16 protein-coding genes are annotated in these 20,281 nt (G+C 64.4%); 14 read left to right on the top strand and 2 right to left on the bottom strand.

The window, feature by feature from the left end:
- Positions 1–24: 24 nt before the first annotated feature.
- Genes LY632_RS11100 through LY632_RS11090 form a run of 3 tightly spaced genes read left to right on the top strand, consistent with a single transcriptional unit; the run spans position 25 to position 3,499 of the window.
- Positions 25–906, top strand: coding sequence for an alpha/beta hydrolase (locus LY632_RS11100; RefSeq protein WP_234091196.1), 882 nt, complete (start codon positions 25–27; stop codon positions 904–906).
- Complete coding sequence (locus LY632_RS11095; RefSeq protein ID WP_234091195.1) at positions 903–2,417, top strand: tryptophan halogenase family protein; 1,515 nt, start codon at positions 903–905, stop codon at positions 2,415–2,417. The genes LY632_RS11100 and LY632_RS11095 overlap by 4 nt, the downstream gene beginning before the upstream one ends.
- 56 nt (positions 2,418–2,473) lie before the next feature.
- Positions 2,474–3,499, top strand: coding sequence for a LacI family DNA-binding transcriptional regulator (locus LY632_RS11090; protein ID WP_234091194.1), 1,026 nt, complete (start codon positions 2,474–2,476; stop codon positions 3,497–3,499).
- Between the two features lie 70 nt (positions 3,500–3,569).
- On the opposite strand, the gene LY632_RS11085 is transcribed toward LY632_RS11090, so the two are convergent.
- Both LY632_RS11085 and LY632_RS11080 read right to left on the bottom strand, forming a co-directional pair.
- Positions 3,570–6,284: a TonB-dependent receptor domain-containing protein gene (locus tag LY632_RS11085; RefSeq protein ID WP_234091193.1), complete on the bottom strand. Its 2,715-nt coding sequence runs from the start codon at positions 6,282–6,284 to the stop codon at positions 3,570–3,572.
- Between the two features lie 131 nt (positions 6,285–6,415).
- Positions 6,416–8,008 carry a hypothetical protein gene (locus LY632_RS11080; RefSeq protein WP_234091192.1) on the bottom strand — a complete coding sequence of 531 codons (1,593 nt, stop codon included), beginning with the start codon at positions 8,006–8,008 and terminating at the stop codon, positions 6,416–6,418.
- 256 nt (positions 8,009–8,264) lie between these two features.
- Between LY632_RS11080 and LY632_RS11075 the strand changes: the two genes are divergently transcribed.
- The 11 genes from LY632_RS11075 to LY632_RS11025 all read left to right on the top strand — a co-directional run bounded on the left by LY632_RS11075 (position 8,265) and on the right by LY632_RS11025 (position 20,250).
- Positions 8,265–8,549 (top strand): hypothetical protein, encoded by a 285-nt coding sequence (locus LY632_RS11075; protein ID WP_234091191.1) that lies wholly within the window; start codon positions 8,265–8,267, stop codon positions 8,547–8,549.
- A 148-nt stretch (positions 8,550–8,697) separates the two neighbouring features.
- The gene (locus LY632_RS11070; protein WP_370636508.1) at positions 8,698–9,360 is read left to right on the top strand and encodes a lytic transglycosylase domain-containing protein; all 663 of its coding nucleotides are present in this window, start codon (positions 8,698–8,700) and stop codon (positions 9,358–9,360) included.
- A 40-nt stretch (positions 9,361–9,400) separates the two neighbouring features.
- Positions 9,401–9,667, top strand: coding sequence for a TrbC/VirB2 family protein (locus LY632_RS11065; RefSeq protein WP_370636507.1), 267 nt, complete (start codon positions 9,401–9,403; stop codon positions 9,665–9,667).
- Positions 9,668–9,672: 5 nt separating this feature from the next.
- Positions 9,673–9,957 carry a type IV secretion system protein VirB3 gene (locus LY632_RS11060; protein WP_234091188.1) on the top strand — a complete coding sequence of 95 codons (285 nt, stop codon included), beginning with the start codon at positions 9,673–9,675 and terminating at the stop codon, positions 9,955–9,957.
- An 18-nt stretch (positions 9,958–9,975) separates the two neighbouring features.
- Complete coding sequence (locus LY632_RS11055; protein WP_234091187.1) at positions 9,976–12,417, top strand: VirB4 family type IV secretion/conjugal transfer ATPase; 2,442 nt, start codon at positions 9,976–9,978, stop codon at positions 12,415–12,417.
- The gene (locus LY632_RS11050) at positions 12,414–13,607 is read left to right on the top strand and encodes a type IV secretion system protein (RefSeq protein WP_234091186.1); all 1,194 of its coding nucleotides are present in this window, start codon (positions 12,414–12,416) and stop codon (positions 13,605–13,607) included. The genes LY632_RS11055 and LY632_RS11050 overlap by 4 nt, the downstream gene beginning before the upstream one ends.
- Positions 13,604–14,356 (top strand): TrbG/VirB9 family P-type conjugative transfer protein, encoded by a 753-nt coding sequence (locus LY632_RS11045; RefSeq protein WP_234091185.1) that lies wholly within the window; start codon positions 13,604–13,606, stop codon positions 14,354–14,356. Before LY632_RS11050 ends, LY632_RS11045 begins: the two co-directional genes overlap by 4 nt.
- Before the next feature lie 29 nt (positions 14,357–14,385).
- Positions 14,386–15,519 (top strand): TrbI/VirB10 family protein, encoded by a 1,134-nt coding sequence (locus tag LY632_RS11040; RefSeq protein ID WP_234091184.1) that lies wholly within the window; start codon positions 14,386–14,388, stop codon positions 15,517–15,519.
- Positions 15,520–15,528: 9 nt separating this feature from the next.
- On the top strand, positions 15,529–16,527 hold the full coding sequence (virB11, locus tag LY632_RS11035; RefSeq protein ID WP_234091183.1) for a P-type DNA transfer ATPase VirB11: 999 nt from the start codon (positions 15,529–15,531) through the stop codon (positions 16,525–16,527).
- A gap of 42 nt (positions 16,528–16,569) precedes the next feature.
- Complete coding sequence (locus tag LY632_RS11030; RefSeq protein WP_234091182.1) at positions 16,570–18,717, top strand: RNA degradosome polyphosphate kinase; 2,148 nt, start codon at positions 16,570–16,572, stop codon at positions 18,715–18,717.
- Positions 18,718–20,250, top strand: a complete 1,533-nt coding sequence (locus tag LY632_RS11025) for a Ppx/GppA family phosphatase (RefSeq protein WP_234091181.1) — start codon at positions 18,718–18,720, stop codon at positions 20,248–20,250.
- Positions 20,251–20,281: the final 31 nt, after the last annotated feature.

The following is a 20,281-nucleotide window of genomic DNA, read 5'->3' as shown; positions in this document are numbered from 1 at the left end:
CTCGGGCTACTGCTTGCGGGCTGCATGACCCCGCAAGCCGAGGCACCTGACGTGACCGATACGGGCCGCTTCGTCGAAGTCGAGAAGATCGTGGTCGAGGGGCTACCCGACCAGCGGTTGAGCATCTGGTTGCCGCCGGGCTATGACAGCGGCACCCGGCGCTATCCGGTGCTCTACATGCACGACGGGCACAATCTGTTCGATCCGGCCAAGTCCAACTTCAACAAGGTGTGGGCGGCGGACAAGGCTATGCGGGCGGCAATGGCGACCGGCAAGGTCGAACCGCATATCATCGTGGGCATGTGGCCGCCGGGGCCGGATCGCTATCGGCAATATTTGCCGCAGTTTACTGCCGAGCGTGCGACTGGCGGGATCGCCGCCAGCATCCGCGACAACAGCAATGGCGGGCCCGTTGTATCTGCCCGATACCTCGCGTGGATCACCGACGAGCTCAAGCCGCAGATCGACTGCGACTATCGCACGCTGACTGGTCCCGAGCATACGGCCATTGCCGGGTCGAGCATGGGCGGGATCATGAGCTGCTATGCCATCGTCGAGCGGCCCGATGTATTCGGCCGAGCGGCCTGCGTCAGCTCGCACTGGCCGATCGCCTTGCCCGAGGAAGCCGAGGCCGACCGGGCGCAGGTGTTCGGAATCTGGCAGGACTGGCTGGGCGAGAAGCTGGGCCGACCGGCCGGCCGCCGCATCTGGATGGATCACGGCACTGCAACGCTCGACAGCTATTACGCGCCCTACCAGCAGGTTATCGACCGGAGCTTCCGCGAAGCCGGATGGACCGAAGGCAAGGATTTCCGCTCCGAGGTCTATGAAGGCAAGGAGCATGAGGAAAACGCCTGGGCCGCCCGCTTGCCGGAAATTTTCGGCTGGCTACTGTCGGAGCGATGAGCGAGCTTAAAGCACCCGATGTCGTGATCCTCGGCGGCGGCAGCGCGGGGTGGATCACCGCCTGCCTGTTGCACCATGAATGGGCGGGCAAGGGCGGGTCGATCATCGTCGTCGAGAGCCCCGAGATCGGCATCATTGGCGTGGGCGAGGGTTCGACCCCGCAACTCAAGGCTTTCTTCGACATGCTGGGGGTGGACGAGGCCGAGTGGATGGCGGCCTGCAACGCCACCTACAAGCTCGGCATCCGCTTCAACGGCTGGAGCGAGCGAGCCGGCTTCGAGAGCTATTACCACCCGTTCCCCGGCCCGGTGGACCTGCATAGCGAGCCGCATTTCATCCAGAATTGCACGCTGGCGCGGCACGGTCTCGACGTACCGGCGCATCCCGATCCGTACTTCCTCGCCACGCTGCTGAGCGAACGCGGCCTGGGGCCGCAGGCGGGCGAGAACTTCCCTTTCGCACCGAGCTATGGCTATCACTTCGACGCCTATGCGATCGGCGCGTTCCTGCGCGCTTGGGCGGTGGCTCGCGGCGTCAGGCACCTTCCGCTCAAGGTCGAGTCAGTCGAACGCACGGCAGAGGGCGATATTGCCGCGCTGCTGTGCGAAGGGGGCGAGCGGGTCGAAGGCACGCTTTTCGTCGATTGCTCGGGCTTCCGCTCGATGCTGGCGCAGCAGGAATTGGGTGTCGAATTCCTGCCCTTCGCAGATAATCTGTTCAACGACAGTGCGGTCGTCATGCCGACCGGCCACGTTGCACCGTTCAAACCACAGACCGATGCCACCGCCATGAAGGCCGGTTGGCGCTGGACCATCCCGCTGACGAACCGCGTCGGCAATGGCTATGTCTATTCCTCGAAGTATATCTCCGACGAGGACGCCGAGAGCGAACTGCGCGCAGCGCTGGGAGTTGGCGAGGACGGGCCGCAAGCGCGCTTCCTCAAGATGAAGGTCGGGCGGGTGGCGGAAAGCTGGCACCGCAACTGCCTCGCGGTAGGGCTGTCGCAGGGCTTCCTCGAACCGCTCGAGGCGACGGCGCTGCATATCGTCATCGTCACCGCGCTGGAGTTCGCGCAGGCCTATGAGGCAGGCGGCTTCGGGGCGCTGCACCGCGATGCTTTCAATGCGTCGATCGGTGCGCGCTACGAGGGCATTCGCGACTACATCGTCGCGCATTACCGGCTCAACCAGCGGACCGATACACAATACTGGCGCGACAACGCCGCCAACCAGAATCTGTCCAAGGGCCTGAAGGCGATGATGACCGCATGGTTCCGGCAGCAGGACCTGAGCGCCGCCAATGACGAAGCCTATGGCGGCAAGCGTTATTACGCCAACGCCAGCTGGCATTGCCTGTTTGCCGGTTACGGCACCTTCCCGCCGCAGGAGAAGCTCCGCCCCGCCCCGCCACAGGCGCGGGTGGCGGATCTGACAGGGGTCGAGGGCATGCTCGATGCCTGCGCGCGCAACTTTGCGCCGTACAATCCGGCAATGGCGACGCTAGCCAATTGACCTGACCTGCCCATTTCGGCCAATCAGGCACCAGAAATTGGGGCGAGGAACCACCAGTGAGCAGGGACGAGAGGCGATTGACCTCCTTCGACGTGGCAGCGCGCGCCGGCGTGTCGCAATCGACCGTGTCGCGCGCCCTGTCAGGCTCGCCCACCATAACCGAGGCGACGCGGCTCCGCGTCATGGAGGCCGCGCGCGAGCTTGGCTACGTCGTCGATGAACGCGCCGCACGCCTGCGCAGCGGAATCAGCAAGACTGTGGCGGTGGTCGTCATCGGTCGGCCGGGGCAGGGCGCCGCGGCGGTCAATCCGTTCTACTACTCACTGCTCGGCAGCGTCTGCACCGCAGCGGCGACGCTCGGCTACCAGTCGCTGGTCTCGATCCAGTCGGAGCCGGAGCAATTCTTCGGCCAGTTCATCGAGCGTGGGCAGGCCGATGCGGTAGTGGTGCTGGGGACAGCGACCAACCGCGAAGCGTGGCGCTATTTCAGCGATTACCGCGAGCAGCAGGACAATCTCGCCTTCTGGGGCGCACCGTTCGACGGGCAAGGTTACGTTCGCTCCGACAACCATGAGGGTGCACGGCTGGCGGTCGAAAGGCTGGTCGCGGGCGGGTATCAGCGGATCGCCTTCATCGGCGAGACGGACGGAGCGCAGCGTCAGTTCCGCGAGCGTTACGAGGGATACAAGGCTGCGCTTGAAGCGGCCGGGCTGCCGGTTTTCGAGCCCGTCACGGCGCCCGGCGGTACCCGCGAGGAGCAAGGCGCAGGGGCCATTGCATCGCTTCGGAAGGATGAGACAGGGTTCGACGCACTCTTCTCCGCCTGCGATGCGATGGCACTGGGCGCGCTGGCTGCATTGCGCGAGGCTAGGGTATCGGTCCCGGACGAAGTCGGGGTGATCGGCTTCGACGGGCTCGGCGTCGGGGCGCATTCCTCGCCGCCGCTGACTACGATCGAGCCCGATTTTGCCGAAGCCGGCCTGAACCTTGTCGAGGCTGCGCTCGGCGGGGCGAATGACGACCGCGACCGCCGGGTCTCTGTCACCCTGGTCGAACGCGCCAGCGCCCGCGCCGCGCGCTGATCCGCCTCTGCACAGAAAAACGGCCGCCCCCGAAGGAGCGGCCGCAAGCGGTTATGTTCTGTTTTAAGCTCTAGAATTCGGCCGAGATCGAGAACGAGAAGCTCCGCCCGACCTCAAAGGAATTGATTTCGATCCGGTTTGTTCCGGTCGAAAGATATTCGAAGTTGTCGCGTCCGGTCAGGTTGCGGGCTTCGAACTTCAGTTCGAGCGGAACCTTGGCGATCGAAATCCCCTGCCGGACCACGAAATCGAGGCGGAAACCCGGATCTTCCTGGATGTCGGGCAGGCCGCCTGCGCCGCGGCTGGTAACCCGTTCGCTGGCATAGGACATGATGAAGGTGGCCTGCTGCAGCCTGTCCATATCCTCGATCCCCAGCTGGAGATTGGCGATATGGTCGGACTGGCCGGTCAGCGGACGCCCGTCGAAGAAGAAGCTCGACGCCGGCCGGGGGACCGAACCGACACCCGGGGTGAAGATGAAGGTTTCATCGTCCGGGCCAACCTTCAGCTTCGACTGGGTGTAGGTGTAGTTGGCGATGACGACCGCGCGCTTGCTTTCGAACCAGCCGCCCCAGTCGAGCAGATCGTAGTTCCATTGCAGTTCGGCCTCTCCGCCCCATAGTGTGGCTTCAGGAGCATTGGCGAACTGGGTGGTCTGGCTGTTGTCGGTGAAGCCGCTGAAGGGTTCGATGGGGTTGTCGATCTTCTTCCAGAAACCGGCCACCGCAAAGCGGCTGCCGGAACCGAAGTAGTATTCGCCGCGCAGTTCGGCGTTGATCAGGGTTGAATCCTGCAGCGCCGGATTACCGACGAAGGTGCGGTTCGATTCCGGGTCGGTGTAGGGCTGGAAAATCAGCTCGCGGAACTGCGGACGGGCGATAGTCTTGGACCCGCTGGCACGCAGCTGAAAGCCGTCAGCCACTTCCCAGGTAATCGTTGCACCGGGCAGGAAGTAGTCGTTGGCGAGGCTGGTGACCGAGTCGAGGTTTTGCTGGTTGGCAAAGACCTGCACCGGCGAAACCGTCTGGGTCGCGTCTTCGTACCGCACACCGACGTCAAGCGAGACGCCATCGACAGGGGTCAGATTGCCCTTGATGTAACCTGCCTTGATTTCGAGGTCGGCGGCAAAGACCGGGAAGGTTTGCGAGGTTTCGAACAGGCCGACACCGAAATACTCGATGATCGCATCGCCGAGCAGCAGGTCGGGCCGCAGCCCGCCGACGCCCGAGGGGAAGTCCGAGTCCGAATCCCACAGGAACTGGCGGAACGACGAGATACGGCTGGTGTCCGAATAGGCGCCGCCGACCGTCACGCTCAGCAGGTCCGGAATGACCGGGTAGCTGATGTCGAGCCCGCCGTACCACAGCTTCTCGGTCAGGTCGGAGAAGGCCACCTGCGCCAGGTCGCCACGGATACGGTTGAGCGGATTGACGAAGATGTCGCCGGTCTGGTCACCCACATTGTTGGTGCGGACATATTCGAAGTCATATTCGTAAGGGCTTTCGCGGTCGGTCTGGGCATAGCCGCCACGGAAATCGACGCCGAGGTCACCGAACTCGAGTTCGGCAATGAACTGGCTGTCGATCAGCTGGCGTTCGAACCAGCCGGTCGATTGCTGGATTTCGTCGTCGCCGTCCTGGAGGTTCTGCCCCTGCGAGATCACCGCCTGCTTAAGCGTGTCGCGGATGTAGAGGTTGGTCCACCGGAACCGATGCTCGTCGAGTTCCAGGCCGAAGCCCAGCAGGGCATTGGCGGTAATGCGGTTGTTTGAGACAAAATCGGTGAAGTCGGTCCGCAGGTTCAGGTCGAGATCGTCGGGCGTCTGCGATGTGACAATACGGGTGGTGAAGCTGTTGCTGAGATTGGCCGTGGCAATCACCCCGAGCCGTGCGGTGCCGATGTCGATCGCGGTGCCGGCAGTGATACCGCCCGACAGGTTGGGCTGCGTCTCTGGCACATTCTGCACCAGCAGGAGGTTCGGCTGGTTTAGCTGCTTGGCAATGGCCTGCTGCTCGGCCAGCGGCAGGTCGGACAGCTGGGTATCGCCGTTGAAGAATGCCTGCAGCGCGGGCGGGGCATCGCGCCGTGCGGTGCTGAAGCCGAACTTGTCGAGGCTCGATCCGTAATACTGGATCGAGTTGCTGAAAGTGGTGATGGTGTCGCCACTGATGCCGACGCCGATCTTGACGAAGCCTTCGTCAGGCACGGCCTTGGTGGTGAGGTTGATTACGCCGCCGCCGAATTCACCCGGAAAGTTGGCCGAGTAGGTCTTCTGGACCAGGCTCGAGGCGACGATGTCGGTCGGGAAGATGTCCAGCGGAACCACGCGGCTGAGCGGGTTGGGCGAAGGCAGCGGCAGGCCGTTGAGCAGGGCGAGCGAATAGCGATCGCCGAGGCCGCGGACGAAGACGCGCCCGTCGCCATTGTCCGACAGACCGGTGACCCGACTGATCGCGCTGGCAATGTCGCCGTCCCCGGTGCGGGCGATGTCCTCGGTCGAAAGTACCGAGACGACCTGAGTCGAACTGCGCGTGATATCCCGCGGCCCGCGGCGGCCGGTTACGGTGATCAGATTGCCTCCGCCAGGGATGGAAACGTCGGGTCCCTCATCGTCGGTGACAAGCTCGTCAGGCGGCGTGGTCTCGTCAGGCCCAGCCCCCTCCATTGCCTCTTCGGCAGCGGCTTCTGCTTCGGACTGGCCCTGATCTTGCGCAAAAGCCGCGCCCGGGGTGGTGAGCGCGGTCGTGATGAGCAGCCATCCTGCCAGCTGCTTGCCAATGGACATGGTACGTGGTCCCGTCATGAGAGTATTTCCGTGTGCACCCTTGCGAGCGGTCCGAATGCCGGACCGGGTGCTGCGATCGGGGAAGCGGGGAGGACGGCGGATCAAGGGTGCCGCCCTCCCGCTTGGACCGATCAGAAGACCGGCAGGCTCGCGCAATCGCCGGTGTTGGCGGTGCCGAGCGTTATGGTCGGCGAGTTGCAGGTCCAGCTTTCTGCCCAGTTGCCCGCTGTGTTCTGCACCGCGCCGATAAAGGTCGGTGCGACAGTGAAGTAGGTCGACAGGGCAGTCGGGTTGAAGACCGCGCGGCCGTTCTCGTTGGTGCCGTTGATGAACGGAGCCCCGCCGAGCGCGCTCAGCGTATTGGTGAAGGCCGCATTGTTGTTCGAACCCGCGTTGTAGCGCGCCTCGATGGCCGCAGCGGTGACACCGCCCGAACTGTTGCGGAAATCGGTCGCGCAATCGAGTACGAAAGATTCGAACCGCACCGGTCCAGCTTCATCGAGGCCGGCGTTGGCCGCGCGGTCCAGCGTGTCGGTACCGTCGATGCGCAGGCAAGGCGTCGAGGCCTTCTGGTCGAACAGGATCGAGTTGACGATGGCGAAATCGGCCTTGCCGCGAATGCGGATCAACTGGTCGCCGGTGGCGCTGTTGCCGATGAAGGTGGCATTGGTGATGCGCGTGTTCTGGCGCGGAGTGTCTTCTTCGAGGGTGTTCGAAGAGTCAGCTTCGATGATCGTGTCACCGGCAGTGGCACGCTGGACGGCGATCATCTGGTCGATGCTGGCCTTGACCCCCGTGTCCGTATCGAGCGAGTCATCTTCCGAGCCGACCACGATGTAGCGGCGCAGGTTGACGACGCCGCCGAAAAACTCAACGCCGTCGTCCGAGCTGTTATAGCTCATGATGTTTTCAAAGGTGGTCCCGCTGCCAACGCCGCCGGTGGTCAGCGACTGCAGTTCGTCACCGTTCGACAAGATGAAGCCCGAATAGCGGAGCTGGACGAACTTCATCGAGCCCGAGTTATCATTGGTCGTCGCACCGCCGTAGCGAGGGGGCGTGGTGGCCCCTTCGACGAGGCGTTCGCAAGCGACAGTGCCGGGGGTTGCCCCTGCTGCCGAACAGTCGGTGACAGGCGCGCGGCCGTTGATGATCACGCCGCCCCACTGACCCGACGAGTTCGAGTTGTTGAGGCCTTGGACGTTATCACGGCTGGTGAAGATGATCGGGCGGGTGGACGTGCCGTTGGCCTGGATGTCGTTGCCGCGGTTGATGTTGAGGAAGCTCGAACCCGAGGCGAACAGGATCACGCCCGGTTGGATGGTGAGCACGACATTGGTGTCGCTGGCGCCGTCCGAGGCATCAGGGGCGGGGCCGCCGTCGGCGCCGACATTCACCTGGCCATCGATCTGGTAGAGCAGGCCGGCGATCTGAGTGAGGGTGGTCGAGGCGGTGAAACTCGTCGGCAGTCGGCAGACGCGCCATTCGCCGGTCGGGCCGCTGATAGTGCCGGCGTCGACGAGCTGGGCCGGGTTGGCAATGGTCGGGCAGCCGGCAGCCGGAGTCACAAGCGTGCTTGTCGGCGTAGGCGTCGGAGTCGGCGAAGGGGTCGGGTTGTTGATGATGATGTTGCCGCCGGTGCCAGGCGTGACGACTTCGTCGGCACCACAGCCGGCAAGTGCCAGTGCGCTGCAGCCGATGATGAGCGAGCGGTGGAAGGTTTTCACAGCAAACGGTCCCCTGAATTGGCCGAAAGAATCGGTTGGAAAAAAGCGCGAAACGCTGTCGCGAGTCGGGCCGCTAGGGGTGGCCGGTGACGGTTTGTGTCAGTGTTTTGCTGTTTTGTGACTGTCCACAGGCATTGGCGAAAATATCCGAATGGATCCGGGGACTTCCTCTTACGTTACAAAAATATTGCAGGATGACGTAGATTGTAATATTTGAGTCACATAACGCGCTGGCTCGCGCCGCAGGGAGAGTTCGATGAAAGCAGCATTCCTTTTCGCCATTGCCCTTGGCGCGGTGGCAGTTCCGGCTGCGGCAAAGGGCGAAGATCCGGCTGCTATGCTCAACCGCGCGGCCGCCTTGGCGGAGCAGGGCGACTATGCCGCAGCACGGGCGCTGTATCGGCAAGTCATTGCCGCACCGGCGGACTTCAAACTGGAAACCAACCAGGGGACCTGGGCCTATCCGGCAGAAATCGCCCGTCGCGGCTTGCTTGCCATCGAGCGCCGCGACCAGCAGACGCTGATTGCTTCGAGCCAGTAACGCGCTGCGGGCGCCGATATAGACTGTCGCAATGACGGGAGAGGAGCGGCTTGCCTTTCGGGGCAGGCCGTTTTTCTTTGTTCCCTCTGCTCGCCTCTATTCATCTTGCTGTCACCGCTGTGTCATTTAGAGTGGCAATGGGACGTATATGGAGGGCTCGGTGATTCTAGCTAGATCGGGCCGGCTTGCCTTTTTTGCTTTGCTGGCCTCGGCATCTGCTCCTGCGCGGGCGGATGTGCTCGAAATTGGTGAGGACGGTGCGCGCTGGGTGTCCGGCGGGCCGCAAGCTGTACCTGCGGCAAACGAGCTGTCGGCAAACTACACTGCGGGCGGGCTCGAGATTGCCTATGGCAGTCCCTACAGCGGCGACCTGCCCACCCACATCATCTCCGATCCCACGCTCAATGCCATGGGCATTCCGCCTGCCTATCAGGCGGCGGTGCTCGAATTGTCGCGCCGGTTCGACCTCAGCCCCAGCCTGATCGAAGCGCTGGTGTGGCAGGAAAGCCGCTGGCGGCAAGGCGCGGTTTCCTCCGCCGGGGCGCGCGGGCTGGCGCAGCTGATGCCGGGCACGGCGCGCTATCTGGGGGTCAACCCGGATGATCCGTTCCAGAACCTCGAAGGCGGGGCGCGCTACCTGCGCGAACAGCTCGACCGCTTCGATGGCAACCTTGAAAAGGCTCTGGCGGCCTACAACGCCGGGCCCGGCCGGGTGATCGATGCCGGCGGCATTCCCAATATCCGCGAGACCAGGATATATGTGGCGGCAATCATGGGCCGCTTGTCGGATCATTCCAGGAAGGTAATCTAACAATATGGGTTCGCTTGCACGTCTTGCTGCCATTGCAGCGATGTTTTCTCCCACCGCCGCGCTGGCGCAAAGCCAGGCCGCCGATCCGCAGGGCTCGGGCCCGGTCGTCAATGCGCTGGCCTGGTTGCAGGGCACGTTGCTCGGCTCGGTCGCGACCGCAGTGGCAGTGATGGCGGTTGCCGCGGTTGGTTTCATGATGCTGACGGGCCGGATCAACTGGCGCTTCGGCGCGACGGTGATCATTGGCGTGTTTATCCTGTTCGGTGCGACCACCATTGTCGCCGGTATCCAGGGCGCGGCAGGGTAAGCGGAGTGACCGATCTCGTCCGCCATCCCGTCCATCGCGCGCTGACCAGGCCGCAGATGTTTGCCGGCGTGACGATGAATTTCTTCATCATCAATTTGATGGTGACGACGATCGCCTTCCTGATTCTGAAGAGCTTCTGGATTATCCCGGTGCCCATATTCACCCACGCGATCGGCTATTTCGTATCGCTGCGCGAACCGCGCGTGTTCGACCTGTGGATCACCAAGGTTTCGATGTGTCCGCGGGTGAAGAACTACAATCGCTGGGGCTGCAACAGCTATGCGCCCTGACGCAGAAAGATTGATGCGATGAGCAAGTGGATCGGCCCTGCGGCCTGGAGCGAGAAGGAAGCCCGTGCCGGCGACCGGCTGCCCTATGCCCGGCTGGAAGACGAGAACACGCTGCTGCTGCGCGACGGCTCACTGATGATGGCGCTGCAGGTCCCCGGCCTGCTGTTCGAGACCGAGGACAGCGAAGCGCTCAACGCCCATGCTGCGACCCGCGAAGTGGTGCTGCGTTCGACGCTGGATTCGCGTTTCGTGCTCTATCACCATGTCATCCGCCGCCGGGTGGCGGTGTCGCTCGATGCCGATTTTCCTGATCCGCTGAGCCGCCATATCGATGCGCGGTGGAAGGAACGGCTGGGTTCGGGCTCGCTGTTCATCAACGACCAGTTCGTGACGCTGATCCGCCGTCCGGCGCGCGGCAAGGCGGGGCTGGCCGAACGGCTCGGCAAGATGTGGAGCCGCCGTGGGCAGAAGGAAGTGGAGGCCGACCCGCGCGACCTGCGCTCGCTCAAGGCAGCGGTGAACGGCCTGTTGGCCTCGCTTCAGGCCTATGGCGCCAGCGTACTCGGCGAATACCAGGGGCCGTCGGGCAGCACCAACAGCGAGCTGCTCGAACTGCTTTCGGCGCTCTACAATGGCGAGATGCGCCCGGTGCGCCGCCCGGCGGACGATACGGATGTGGGTTTCATGCTGCCCTATCGCCGCACCTCCTTCGGGCTCGACGCAATGGAGCAGCGCGGGGCAGGGGACCCGGACTTTGCCAGCATCCTCAGCCTCAAGGATTATCCCGAGGCGACGTCGCCCGGCCTGCTCGATGGCCTGCTGCGGCTGCCCTACGAGATGGTTGTCACCGAGACCTACGCCCCGCAGGAACGGACCACCGCCCGCGAGCGGATCGACCTGTCGCTGCGCCGTCTGCGTTCGGTCGACGAGGAAGCGACCGCCGAACGGGCCGATATGCTGGCCGCGCGCGACGCGCTGGGCAATGGCGGCGTCGGCTTCGGCGATCATCACCTCTCCGTGCTGGTGCGCGAAGTGAACCTGCCCAAGCTCGACGATGCCAGCGCCGCTTGTGCCGCTGCGCTGGCCGACACGGGCGCTGTCGTGGTGCGCGAGGACACCAATCTCGAGCCTGCCTTCTGGGCGCAGTTCCCCGGCAACGAAGCCTATGCCGTGCGCCGGGCGATGATCTCGAGCGCCAATATGGCCAGCTTCGGCTCGCTCCACGGCTTCGCCTTGGGTCAAGCCGAGGGCAACCACTGGGGCGATGCGGTGACGCTGCTGGAAACCACCAGCGCGACGCCGTTCTTCTTCAACTTCCACGCTGCAGGTGGGGGCGACCTAGGCAATTTCTCCGTCATCGGCCCGTCCGGTTCGGGCAAGACGGTGGTGATGAACTTCCTCGCCGCACAGGCGCAGAAGTTCGCCCCGCGCACCATCCTGTTCGACAAGGATCGCGGGGCCGAGCTGTTTATTCGCGGCATCGGCGGTCGCTATGACCGGATCTATGCCGGGGAGCCGACCGGCTTCAACCCGCTCGCGCTGCCCGATACCGCCGCCAACCGCGCTTTCCTGCGCGACTGGCTCGGTGTGCTGCTCAAGGCTGACGGCCCGGAAGAGCTGCAGATGATCGCCCATGCGGTGGATGCCGCTTACGAGAATGACGCTTCGCTGCGCCGCCTGCGCCATTTCCGCGAGCTGCTGTCGGGCTCGCGTCGGCCCGAGGCGGGCGATCTGGCAGACCGGCTCTCGGCCTGGATCAACAAGGGCGAGAATGCCTGGCTGTTCGACAACGAGCGCGACAAGCTCGATCTCGACAACCGCGTGCTCGGCTTCGACATGACCGCGCTGCTGGAAAACCCCAAGCTGCGCACGCCGACGATGATGTATCTGTTCCACCGCATTGACGAGCGGCTGGATGGTAAGCCGACGATGATCCTGATCGACGAAGGCTGGAAGGCGCTCGACGACGAGGTCTTCGCAGCGCGCATCCGCGACTGGCTCAAGACGCTGCGCAAACGCAATGCTCTGGTCGGCTTCGCCACGCAGAGCGCCGCCGACGCGCTCGAAAGTCGTATTTCGACTGCGCTGGTCGAGCAGACCGCAACCATGGTCTTCATGCCCAACAGCCGCGCCCGGGCGGAGGATTATTGCGACGGTTTCGGCCTCACCAGCCACGAGTTGGCGCTGATCCGATCGCTCCCGGCGCACAGCCGCTGCTTCCTCGTTCGCCAGCCCGACGCCAGCGTCGTGGTCCGGCTCGACCTGTCGAATGCGCCCGAAGTGCTGACAGTGCTGTCGGGCCGCGAAGGGACCGTGCGCCGCCTCGATATGCTGCGCGATGCGGTGGGCGACAATCCGGCCGACTGGTTCCCCGCGCTCACCGGCCATGCCTGGCCGGTGGAAACCGCGCGCGAACCCGATGTGGCAGAGATCGTCTCGTTCAAGCAGGCCGCCGAATGAGCGCGCAGTGCGACGCCGCGATGTCCGAGGCCGCCGGGGGCATTGCCACCGCGCTGAAGGCTGTCGACTGCGTCTCTGCCGAAATGACCGGTAGCGCCTTCGGCAAGCTGTTCGCCCCGGGCGGGCAAATGGCGACGGTGCTGACCATCCTGCTGACGCTCTACGTCATCTTCTTCGCCATGGCGCTGATGACCGGCCGCTCGAATCTCAGCGTCCGGGCGATGCTGCCGCGCATCATCCTCGTCGGGCTGGTGCTGACCTTCTCGACCAGCTGGGCGGCATACCAAAGCATCGTGTGGAACCTCGCGCTCGGCGCGCCGGACTGGCTGGCGGGCATACTGACCGGAGATCGCGGCTCGGCCACCATGACCTTTGCTGCCAAGGTGGACATCGTGTTCCAGGCGGTCGAGCAGGCGTCGGCCGGGCAGACCGATATCGAGGCTTTCTCGCCCCCCGGCATGCTGCGGCTGGGCGCTTTGCTGTTCATGCTCGGCACTGTCGGCGTGCTGGTGACCGCCCGGATCGCCCTGGCGGTGCTGATCGCGCTCGGCCCGGTGTTCATCGTGATGGTGCTGTTCAACGGCACGCGCGGAATGTTCACCGGCTGGCTCAAGGGCGTCGTTATGCTGGCGCTGACGCCGCTGTTCGCGGTGCTGGCAGGCGGGATCATGCTGGAACTTTCGGTGCCGATCCTGTCCGCGCTGACGCAGACCTCGGGCGAGATTCCGGCACGCCCGGCGATGGCATTCCTGATGGTGGGCGCGGTCCATGTCGCGCTGATGGTGATGGTGCTCAAGGTCGCTGGCACCATGGTAGCCGGCTGGAAGGTGTTTGGCCTCGCCAACGAGCAGGCCGACAGGGACGAGGTTCCTGTCACCGCTTCTCCGCCTGCCGCCACAGTGCGAAGCGAGCAGGGTGTGGCAGCACAGGCTCCTGCCGCCGCGAGTGGCACCAGCGCCCGACGCACGGCAGTCGCGGCGGCCATGCCCTACATCGCCGCCAACGATACCGGCGGGGGTGCGTCGTCCACGCGGGAGACGCGGATCGTGGGGACCGCTTCAGCCAACGGACAGCCGGTCACCGCTAACGCCGCAACTTCGCGCACGCGCGGCATCGGCAACCGTTTCAAGGCGGCGCCACCTCCCTCCTTGGCCCGCTCTTTGGCTCGTTCTACGGAGAATGTGAAATGAACCGCGCAGGCCTGATCCCCGCGCTTGCCCTCCTGCTTTCGGCGTTTCCCGCTGCCGCACAGGATTCGCGCCTGGTAGAGGTGGAATACGATGCCGGCCGGGTGGTCGTGATCGAAGGCCGCGCCAAGGTTGCGACGACGATCCAGTTCGGCGAGGACGAATCGATCGAGAATGTCGTAGTGGGCGATTCCGCAGAATGGCAGATCACCCCCAACAAGCGGGCCAACCTGCTGTTCGTGAAGCCGCTGGCTCCGCTGGCGCAGACCAACATGACGGTGGTGACGAACAAGTACACCTACCTGTTCGACCTCGTCGCAAGTCCCAAGGCCAAGACGCTCTATTTCCTCAGCTTCACCTATCCCGAAGAAGAGGCGATGGAACAGGAAATGGCCGCGGCTCCGCCGATGCGTGCCAATGCCGTGGAAGTGGCGGCAGCGACCGATCCTTACGCCGTGGTCGATCCCACGGCGCTCAATTTCGCCTGGACCAAACAGGGATCCGCCAAGCTGTTCCCCAAGGCCGCCTTCGATGACGGCGAGGCGACCTTTCTCGAATGGGAAGAGGGCATTCCGATCCCTGCCATATTGGTGAAGGATTTCGAGGGCACCGAAGGTCCGGTCAATTTCACCGTTCGCGGCAACACCATCGTCGTCGACGGAGTGCCGGCGGAAATCGTGCTGCGGTCGGGCGAGGAAGTTGCGACCTTGATCAACCAGACATCGCCCGCGCTGGCGAAGCAGGGCCGCTGAGGCGGTAGAGAGACTGAAGGAACCGAGCCATGCGTCTTGCCATGCGACTTCCGGAAAAGGGTGGGGCCAGCGGCCCTGCCAACGATACCGACCCGCGCGAGAGGCTCGACAGCGATGTGACCGACCTCGCGTCGCGCACCGCCTATCCGACCGTCGCGGCCAAGAACGGCAAGTCCGATGCGATCGGGATGGTGGCGGGGATCGCGGTCGTTGCGGCACTGGGTGCAGTGACCTTGTGGAGCATGAACTCGGCCCGGCTTGCACCGCCAGAAGGGGTTGGCAATCCGGCGATCCCTGCCCAGGCCACGCCGCCGGTGGGTGCCGAAGCTCCCGCACCGGCGGAGGCCGCCGCTCCTGCACCTGTGGTGGCTACACAACCTGATCCGGCCCCGGCGCCGGTGCTTGCCAATGACCCGGGCATTCTTGCCGGGCCGGCGGTTCTCAATCCCTATGGCGCGCCGTCGCTGGTTTTTGATCAGAGTGCCCGGGTCACAGTGCCTGAACTGGCAGGAGCGCCGGGGAGCGCATCGGCGATGGGCGGCGGTACCTCCGCTGCGGGAGCTGCGGGTGATTTTGCCGCGAGCATCGGCGGAGTTGGGGGAGGGACGGCCGCGGCCACGCGTTCGCTCAATCCCGCGACAACCGTGACGCAGGGGACGCTGATTCCGGCGATCCTCGAAACCGCCATCGATACCGATGTGCCCGGCTATGTCCGTGCCGTGGTAAGCCAGGACGTGCGCAGCTTCGACGGCAAGAACGTGCTGGTCCCGCGCTCCAGCCGTCTGATCGGGCAGTACCAGTCAGGCGTGCAGGGCGGGCAGAAGCGCGCCTATGTGATCTGGACCAGGCTGATCCGGCCTGACGGGACCTCGGTCAACCTCCAGTCTCCCGCCATCGGTTTCGACGGGACGACCGGCCTCAAAGGCGATGTCGACAGCCGCTTCTTCCAGCGCTTCGGCTCGGGCCTGCTGCTCTCGCTGGTCGGCGGCATCGGCGCGCTTGCCAGCGGCGGTGCTTCGGTCATCGTTGGAGGGGCGGGCCAATCGGCTGCCGCCGCGGCGGTTGAGCAGGGCGGCCAGGTCGCCCCCCGCATTCGCGTGCGGCAAGGGGAGCCTATCCGTGTATTCACCGCGCGCGATCTCGATTTCGGACCGGTGATGTAGGCGAGAGCGATGGCCGCCGACGTCCACCCCTTCGCCAAACAGGAAGCCAGCACGGCGGATCGCAGCGTTTATCTCGACGCCTATCTCGAACCGTTCCGGCGCTGGCTCGACCGCGATACGGTGACAGAGATCATGGTCAACCGGCCTGGCGAGGTGTGGATCGAGGATGCCAGCAACCCGGGCATGCAGCGGATCGACACGCCTGAGATCGACGACCGGCTGGTCCAGCGGCTGGCCGAGCAGGTCGCCCGGGTCAGCCACCAGGGCATCAATCGCGAGCACCCCCTGCTGGGTGCGACGCTGCCTGACGGTGCGCGTGTGCAGTTCTGCGGGCCTCCCGCCAGTCGCAAGCACTGGGTCATGGCAATCCGCCGCCATCGCAGGCTCGACCTCCCGCTCGATGCCTATGATTCCGGCCCGCTCAGCCCGCCCGACGAGCAGCCCATGCCCGATGCACAGGCGCAGCCGATCGCCTTCCTGCGCGAGGCGATACGCCAGCGGCGCACGATCCTGATCTCCGGCGGCACCAGCACCGGCAAGACGACATTTCTCAACGCCATGCTCGGCGAAATCCCGCGCGACCAGCGCGTGGTGCTGGTCGAGGATACGCCCGAACTGCGCCTGCCGGGCGAGAATGGCGTCGGGCTGGTCGCCGTGAAGGGCGAGTTGGGCGAAGCCAAGGTTACCGCCAACGAATTGCTGCAGGCTGCGCTGCGCCTGCGCCCCGACCGGATCGTGCTGGGCGAATTGCGCGGGGCGGAGTCCGTCAGTTTCCTGCGCGCCATCAACACCGGCCACCCGGGCAGCTTTTCGACCATCCACGCCAATTCGATTGCCGGCGCGCTCGAGCAACTGTCGCTGATGGTGATGCAGACCGGCATCGGCCTCACGCGCAGCGATACCAAGGCGTATGCCGCCAATGTCATCGATGTCATCGTCCAGCTGGGCCGCTCGGGTGAAGGCAAGCGCGGCATCAGCGAGATTGCGCTGGCCAAGGATCTCGTCTGACCCGCTAGCAATTGTTAGCTTCGCACCTTTATAGAGGCATGCATGGGCAGCCAGCCGATCACGCAGGACAATGATGTCGAGACACCGGTGGAGCCGCAGGCGCGCTATTTCAATCGCGAGCTGAGCTGGCTGGAGTTCAACGACCGCGTGCTGGCCGAGGCGTGCAACGATGCCTATCCGCTGCTCGAGCGGCTGCGTTTCCTGTCGATCTCGGGCAGCAATCTCGACGAGTTCATCATGATTCGCGTGTCGGGCCTGGTCGGCCAGATGCAGCGCGGTATCGAGAAACCTTCCGACGATGGCCGGACACCCAAGGAGCAGCTCTCGGCCATCACCGCCCGGCTGAAGCAGCTCAACGAGCGGCAGCAGGATATCTGGCGCGAATTGCGCCCGCTGCTGGGTGATGCGGGCATCCATGTCGCGGCGGAAGAGCGGGTCAATGCCGAGGCTTATGCCTGGCTGCGTGAGCACTTCCATACCGAGATCATGCCGCTGCTGACGCCGCAGGCGCTCGATCCGGCGCACCCGTTTCCCTTTGTCGCCAACGAGGGGCTGGGGCTGTTGTTCACCCTGCGCCGCAATGGCGAAGAACTGGTCGAGATGATCCTCATTCCCTCGGCCCTGCCGCGCTTCATCCGCGTCCCGGGCGAGGACGCGCTCTACATCAGTATCGAAAGCCTTATCACGCGGTTTGCCGGGCATATCTTTCCCGGCTTCGAACTGATCGGCGACGGCGCGTTTCGGGTGCTGCGTGACAGTGACATCGAAATCCAGGAAGAAGCCGAGGACCTGGTCCGGACTTTCCGCAGCGCCATCCAGCGGCGGAGACGCGGCCAAGTCATCCAGCTCGAGATCGAAGGCGACTTCGATCCTACCGCCGAGGCGCTGCTACGGGAAAAGCTCGACACGGCCGGTGCTACCATTGTCAAGACCGACGGGATGTTGGGGATCGAGGGACTGGGCGTCATCGTCAGCGAGGACCGGCCGGACCTGAAGTTCGACAGCTATTCCCCGCGCTATCCCGAACGTGTGCTCGAGCATGATGGTGACCTCTTCGCCGCCATTCGCGAGAAAGACATCATCATTCACCACCCTTACGAAAGCTTCGACGTGGTGGTCGATTTCGTCCGCCAAGCGGCGAGCGACCGGGACGTGGTGGCGATCAAGCAGTCGCTCTACCGCGCGGGCAACCAGTCGGAAGTGGTCGATGCGCTGGTCGAGGCGGCGGAGAACGGGAAGTCCGTCACCGCCGTGGTCGAACTCAAGGCCCGTTTCGACGAAGAGCAGAACCTCTACTGGGCCAACAAGCTCGAACGGGCAGGCGTGCAGGTCATCTACGGTTTCGTAGACTGGAAGACCCATGCCAAGGTTTCGATGGTCGTGCGGCGCGAGGAAGAGGGCTTCCGCACTTACTGTCATTTCGGGACAGGCAATTACCACCCGGTGACGGCCAAGATCTACACCGACCTCAGCTATTTCACTGCCGACCCGCGAATGGGGCGCGATGCCGCCAAGCTGTTCAACTTCGTCACCGGCTATGTCGAGCCGCGTGAGCTGGAGGCGCTGGCAATCTCGCCGGTCAATCTGCGCGAGACGATCTACGCGCTGATCGATAACGAGATGGTCAATGCCCAGGCGGGCAAGCCTGCCGCGATCTGGATGAAGATGAATCAGCTCGCCGATGTCAACATGATCGACCGGCTCTATGCCGCCAGCCAGGCCGGGGTCGAGATCCAGCTGATCGTACGCGGCATTTGCGAACTGCGGCCGGGCGTACCGGGCCTGTCGGAAAACATCCGCGTCAAGTCGATCATCGGTCGCTTCCTTGAGCACAGCCGGATCTTCGCTTTCGCAGACGGCCATGCAATCCCGGGCAAGTTTACCAAGGTCTTCATCGCCTCTGCGGACCTGATGAACCGCAATTTGGATCGGCGCGTCGAACAGCTGGTGCCGATCGAGAATGCCACGGTGCATGACCAGGTGTTGCAGCAGGTGCTGCTCGCCAATTTGCTCGACAACGAGCAAAGTTGGGAGCTCCAGCCGGACGGCGGCTACACCCGCGTGCCCACGGGCGACAAACCGTTCAACTGCCACCGCTACTTCATGACCAACCCTTCGCTTTCCGGGCGGGGTGGGGCGCTGGAGGCAGGGGCGGTGCCCAAGCTGGCGCTGCGGCGGGGCGCGGTCTGAATGGCGCTGAGGGGGCGGAACAGGGATCGCGAGGGGCTGTTCTCCGGCACTACGCCGCATCGCGCGATCATCGACATTGGCTCCAACACGGTCCGCCTGGTCGTCTATGGTGGCTCGCCGCGCGCGCCGACCGTACTGCTCAACGAGAAAGTCGCGGCCCGGCTCGGAAGCGAACTCACGACCACCGGAAGGTTGGGAGAAGAATCCGTCGCTCTCGCGATGCGCGGCCTCGAACGCTATGCGCTGTTGCTGAGCGACCTGGGGATCGAAGCGGTCGATGTCGTCGCGACAGCCGCGGTGCGCGAGGCGAGCAACGGCCCTGAGTTCCTCGACCGTCTGCGGACCATCGGCTTTGCGCCAAGACTCCTGTCGGGGGAAGAAGAAGCCAACCTCAGCGCCTGGGGCGTGATCGGTGCCTTTCCCAAGGGAAAGGGGACAGTAGCCGATCTCGGCGGCGGCAGTCTCGAACTGGTTCGTATCGGCGAAGCGGAAGGGCGGAGCGAACCAGGCAAGGGGATCAGCCTGCCCATAGGAACCTTGCGTCTACCGGAACTGAAGAAAGGCGATCCTGACAAGCTTCGCAAGGCGCTGCAATCCGCGTTGAAAGAGACGGGCACATCGCCTGCCGAAGGGGGTGACCTGTTCCTTGTCGGCGGGACATGGCGTGCTATCGCAGTCCATGCGATGGAGCAGCGCGGCTACCCGCTGACCGACCCCCATGGCATGAGCCTGCCGCGCGAAGACGCCTTGGCTCTGGCCAAGGACCTCGCCAGGCGAGACCCCGAAGAACTGCGCGCCTCTCCCCGGATTTCCACCATGCGGTCGGCCAGCATGCCCGATGCTGCGGTTCTGCTGCAGGTGCTGGTCAAGCGGCTCGAGCCGCGCAATGTCGTCGTCTCGGCCTGGGGCCTGCGAGAAGGCATCCTTTTTTCCGGTCTGGCGCCGCACGCCCGGGCGCAGGATCCGCTCATCGCCGGGGTGTCGACTTTCGCTGCTTCGCGCGGGGCAAGCCCGACCATGGCGACGCGCATTGCCAGCTGGACAGTCGATGCCTTGCCCGAAGGCGGGAGCAATTCCGAACGGCGGCGCTTGGCGGCGACCATGCTCGCGCTGGCAACCATGCAGGTCGAGCCGAACCTGCGCATGCGGGTGGGCGTAGAGTGGGCGCTGCACAAGCGCTGGATCGCCCTTGCCCCGGGAGGACGGGCGATGCTCGCTGCAGCCATCTGCGCCAATGGCAACCATCTCGACCTGCCGGGCGAAGTGACGGCTCTGGCCAGCAAGGCTGACCTCGACCGCGCGGTCGGTTGGGGTTTGGCCATCCGGCTGTGCCGGCGGCTGGGCGCACAGTCGCGCCAGTCGCTCCAGCGCACGAAACTTGTGCGAGAAGGCAAGTCGCTGGTCCTCACGCTAGGAGCGAGCCATGCGGCATTATACGGGCTTCCCAACGAAAAGGACCTGAAGCTGCTGGCCGATTGGCTGGGGCTAGAACCTTGCGTGCGGATTGCCGAATTGCAGGATGACGTAACGTAAACGGCATCGACCCACAGCTCCTGGCTTTGAG

Origin of the sequence: Erythrobacter sp. SDW2, assembly GCF_021431965.1 — a bacterium.
In the GTDB taxonomy this organism is placed as follows: Bacteria; Pseudomonadota; Alphaproteobacteria; order Sphingomonadales; family Sphingomonadaceae; genus Parerythrobacter.
Note: the sequence above shows the minus strand (reverse complement) of the source record. Positions and strands in the feature narration are given on the sequence as shown.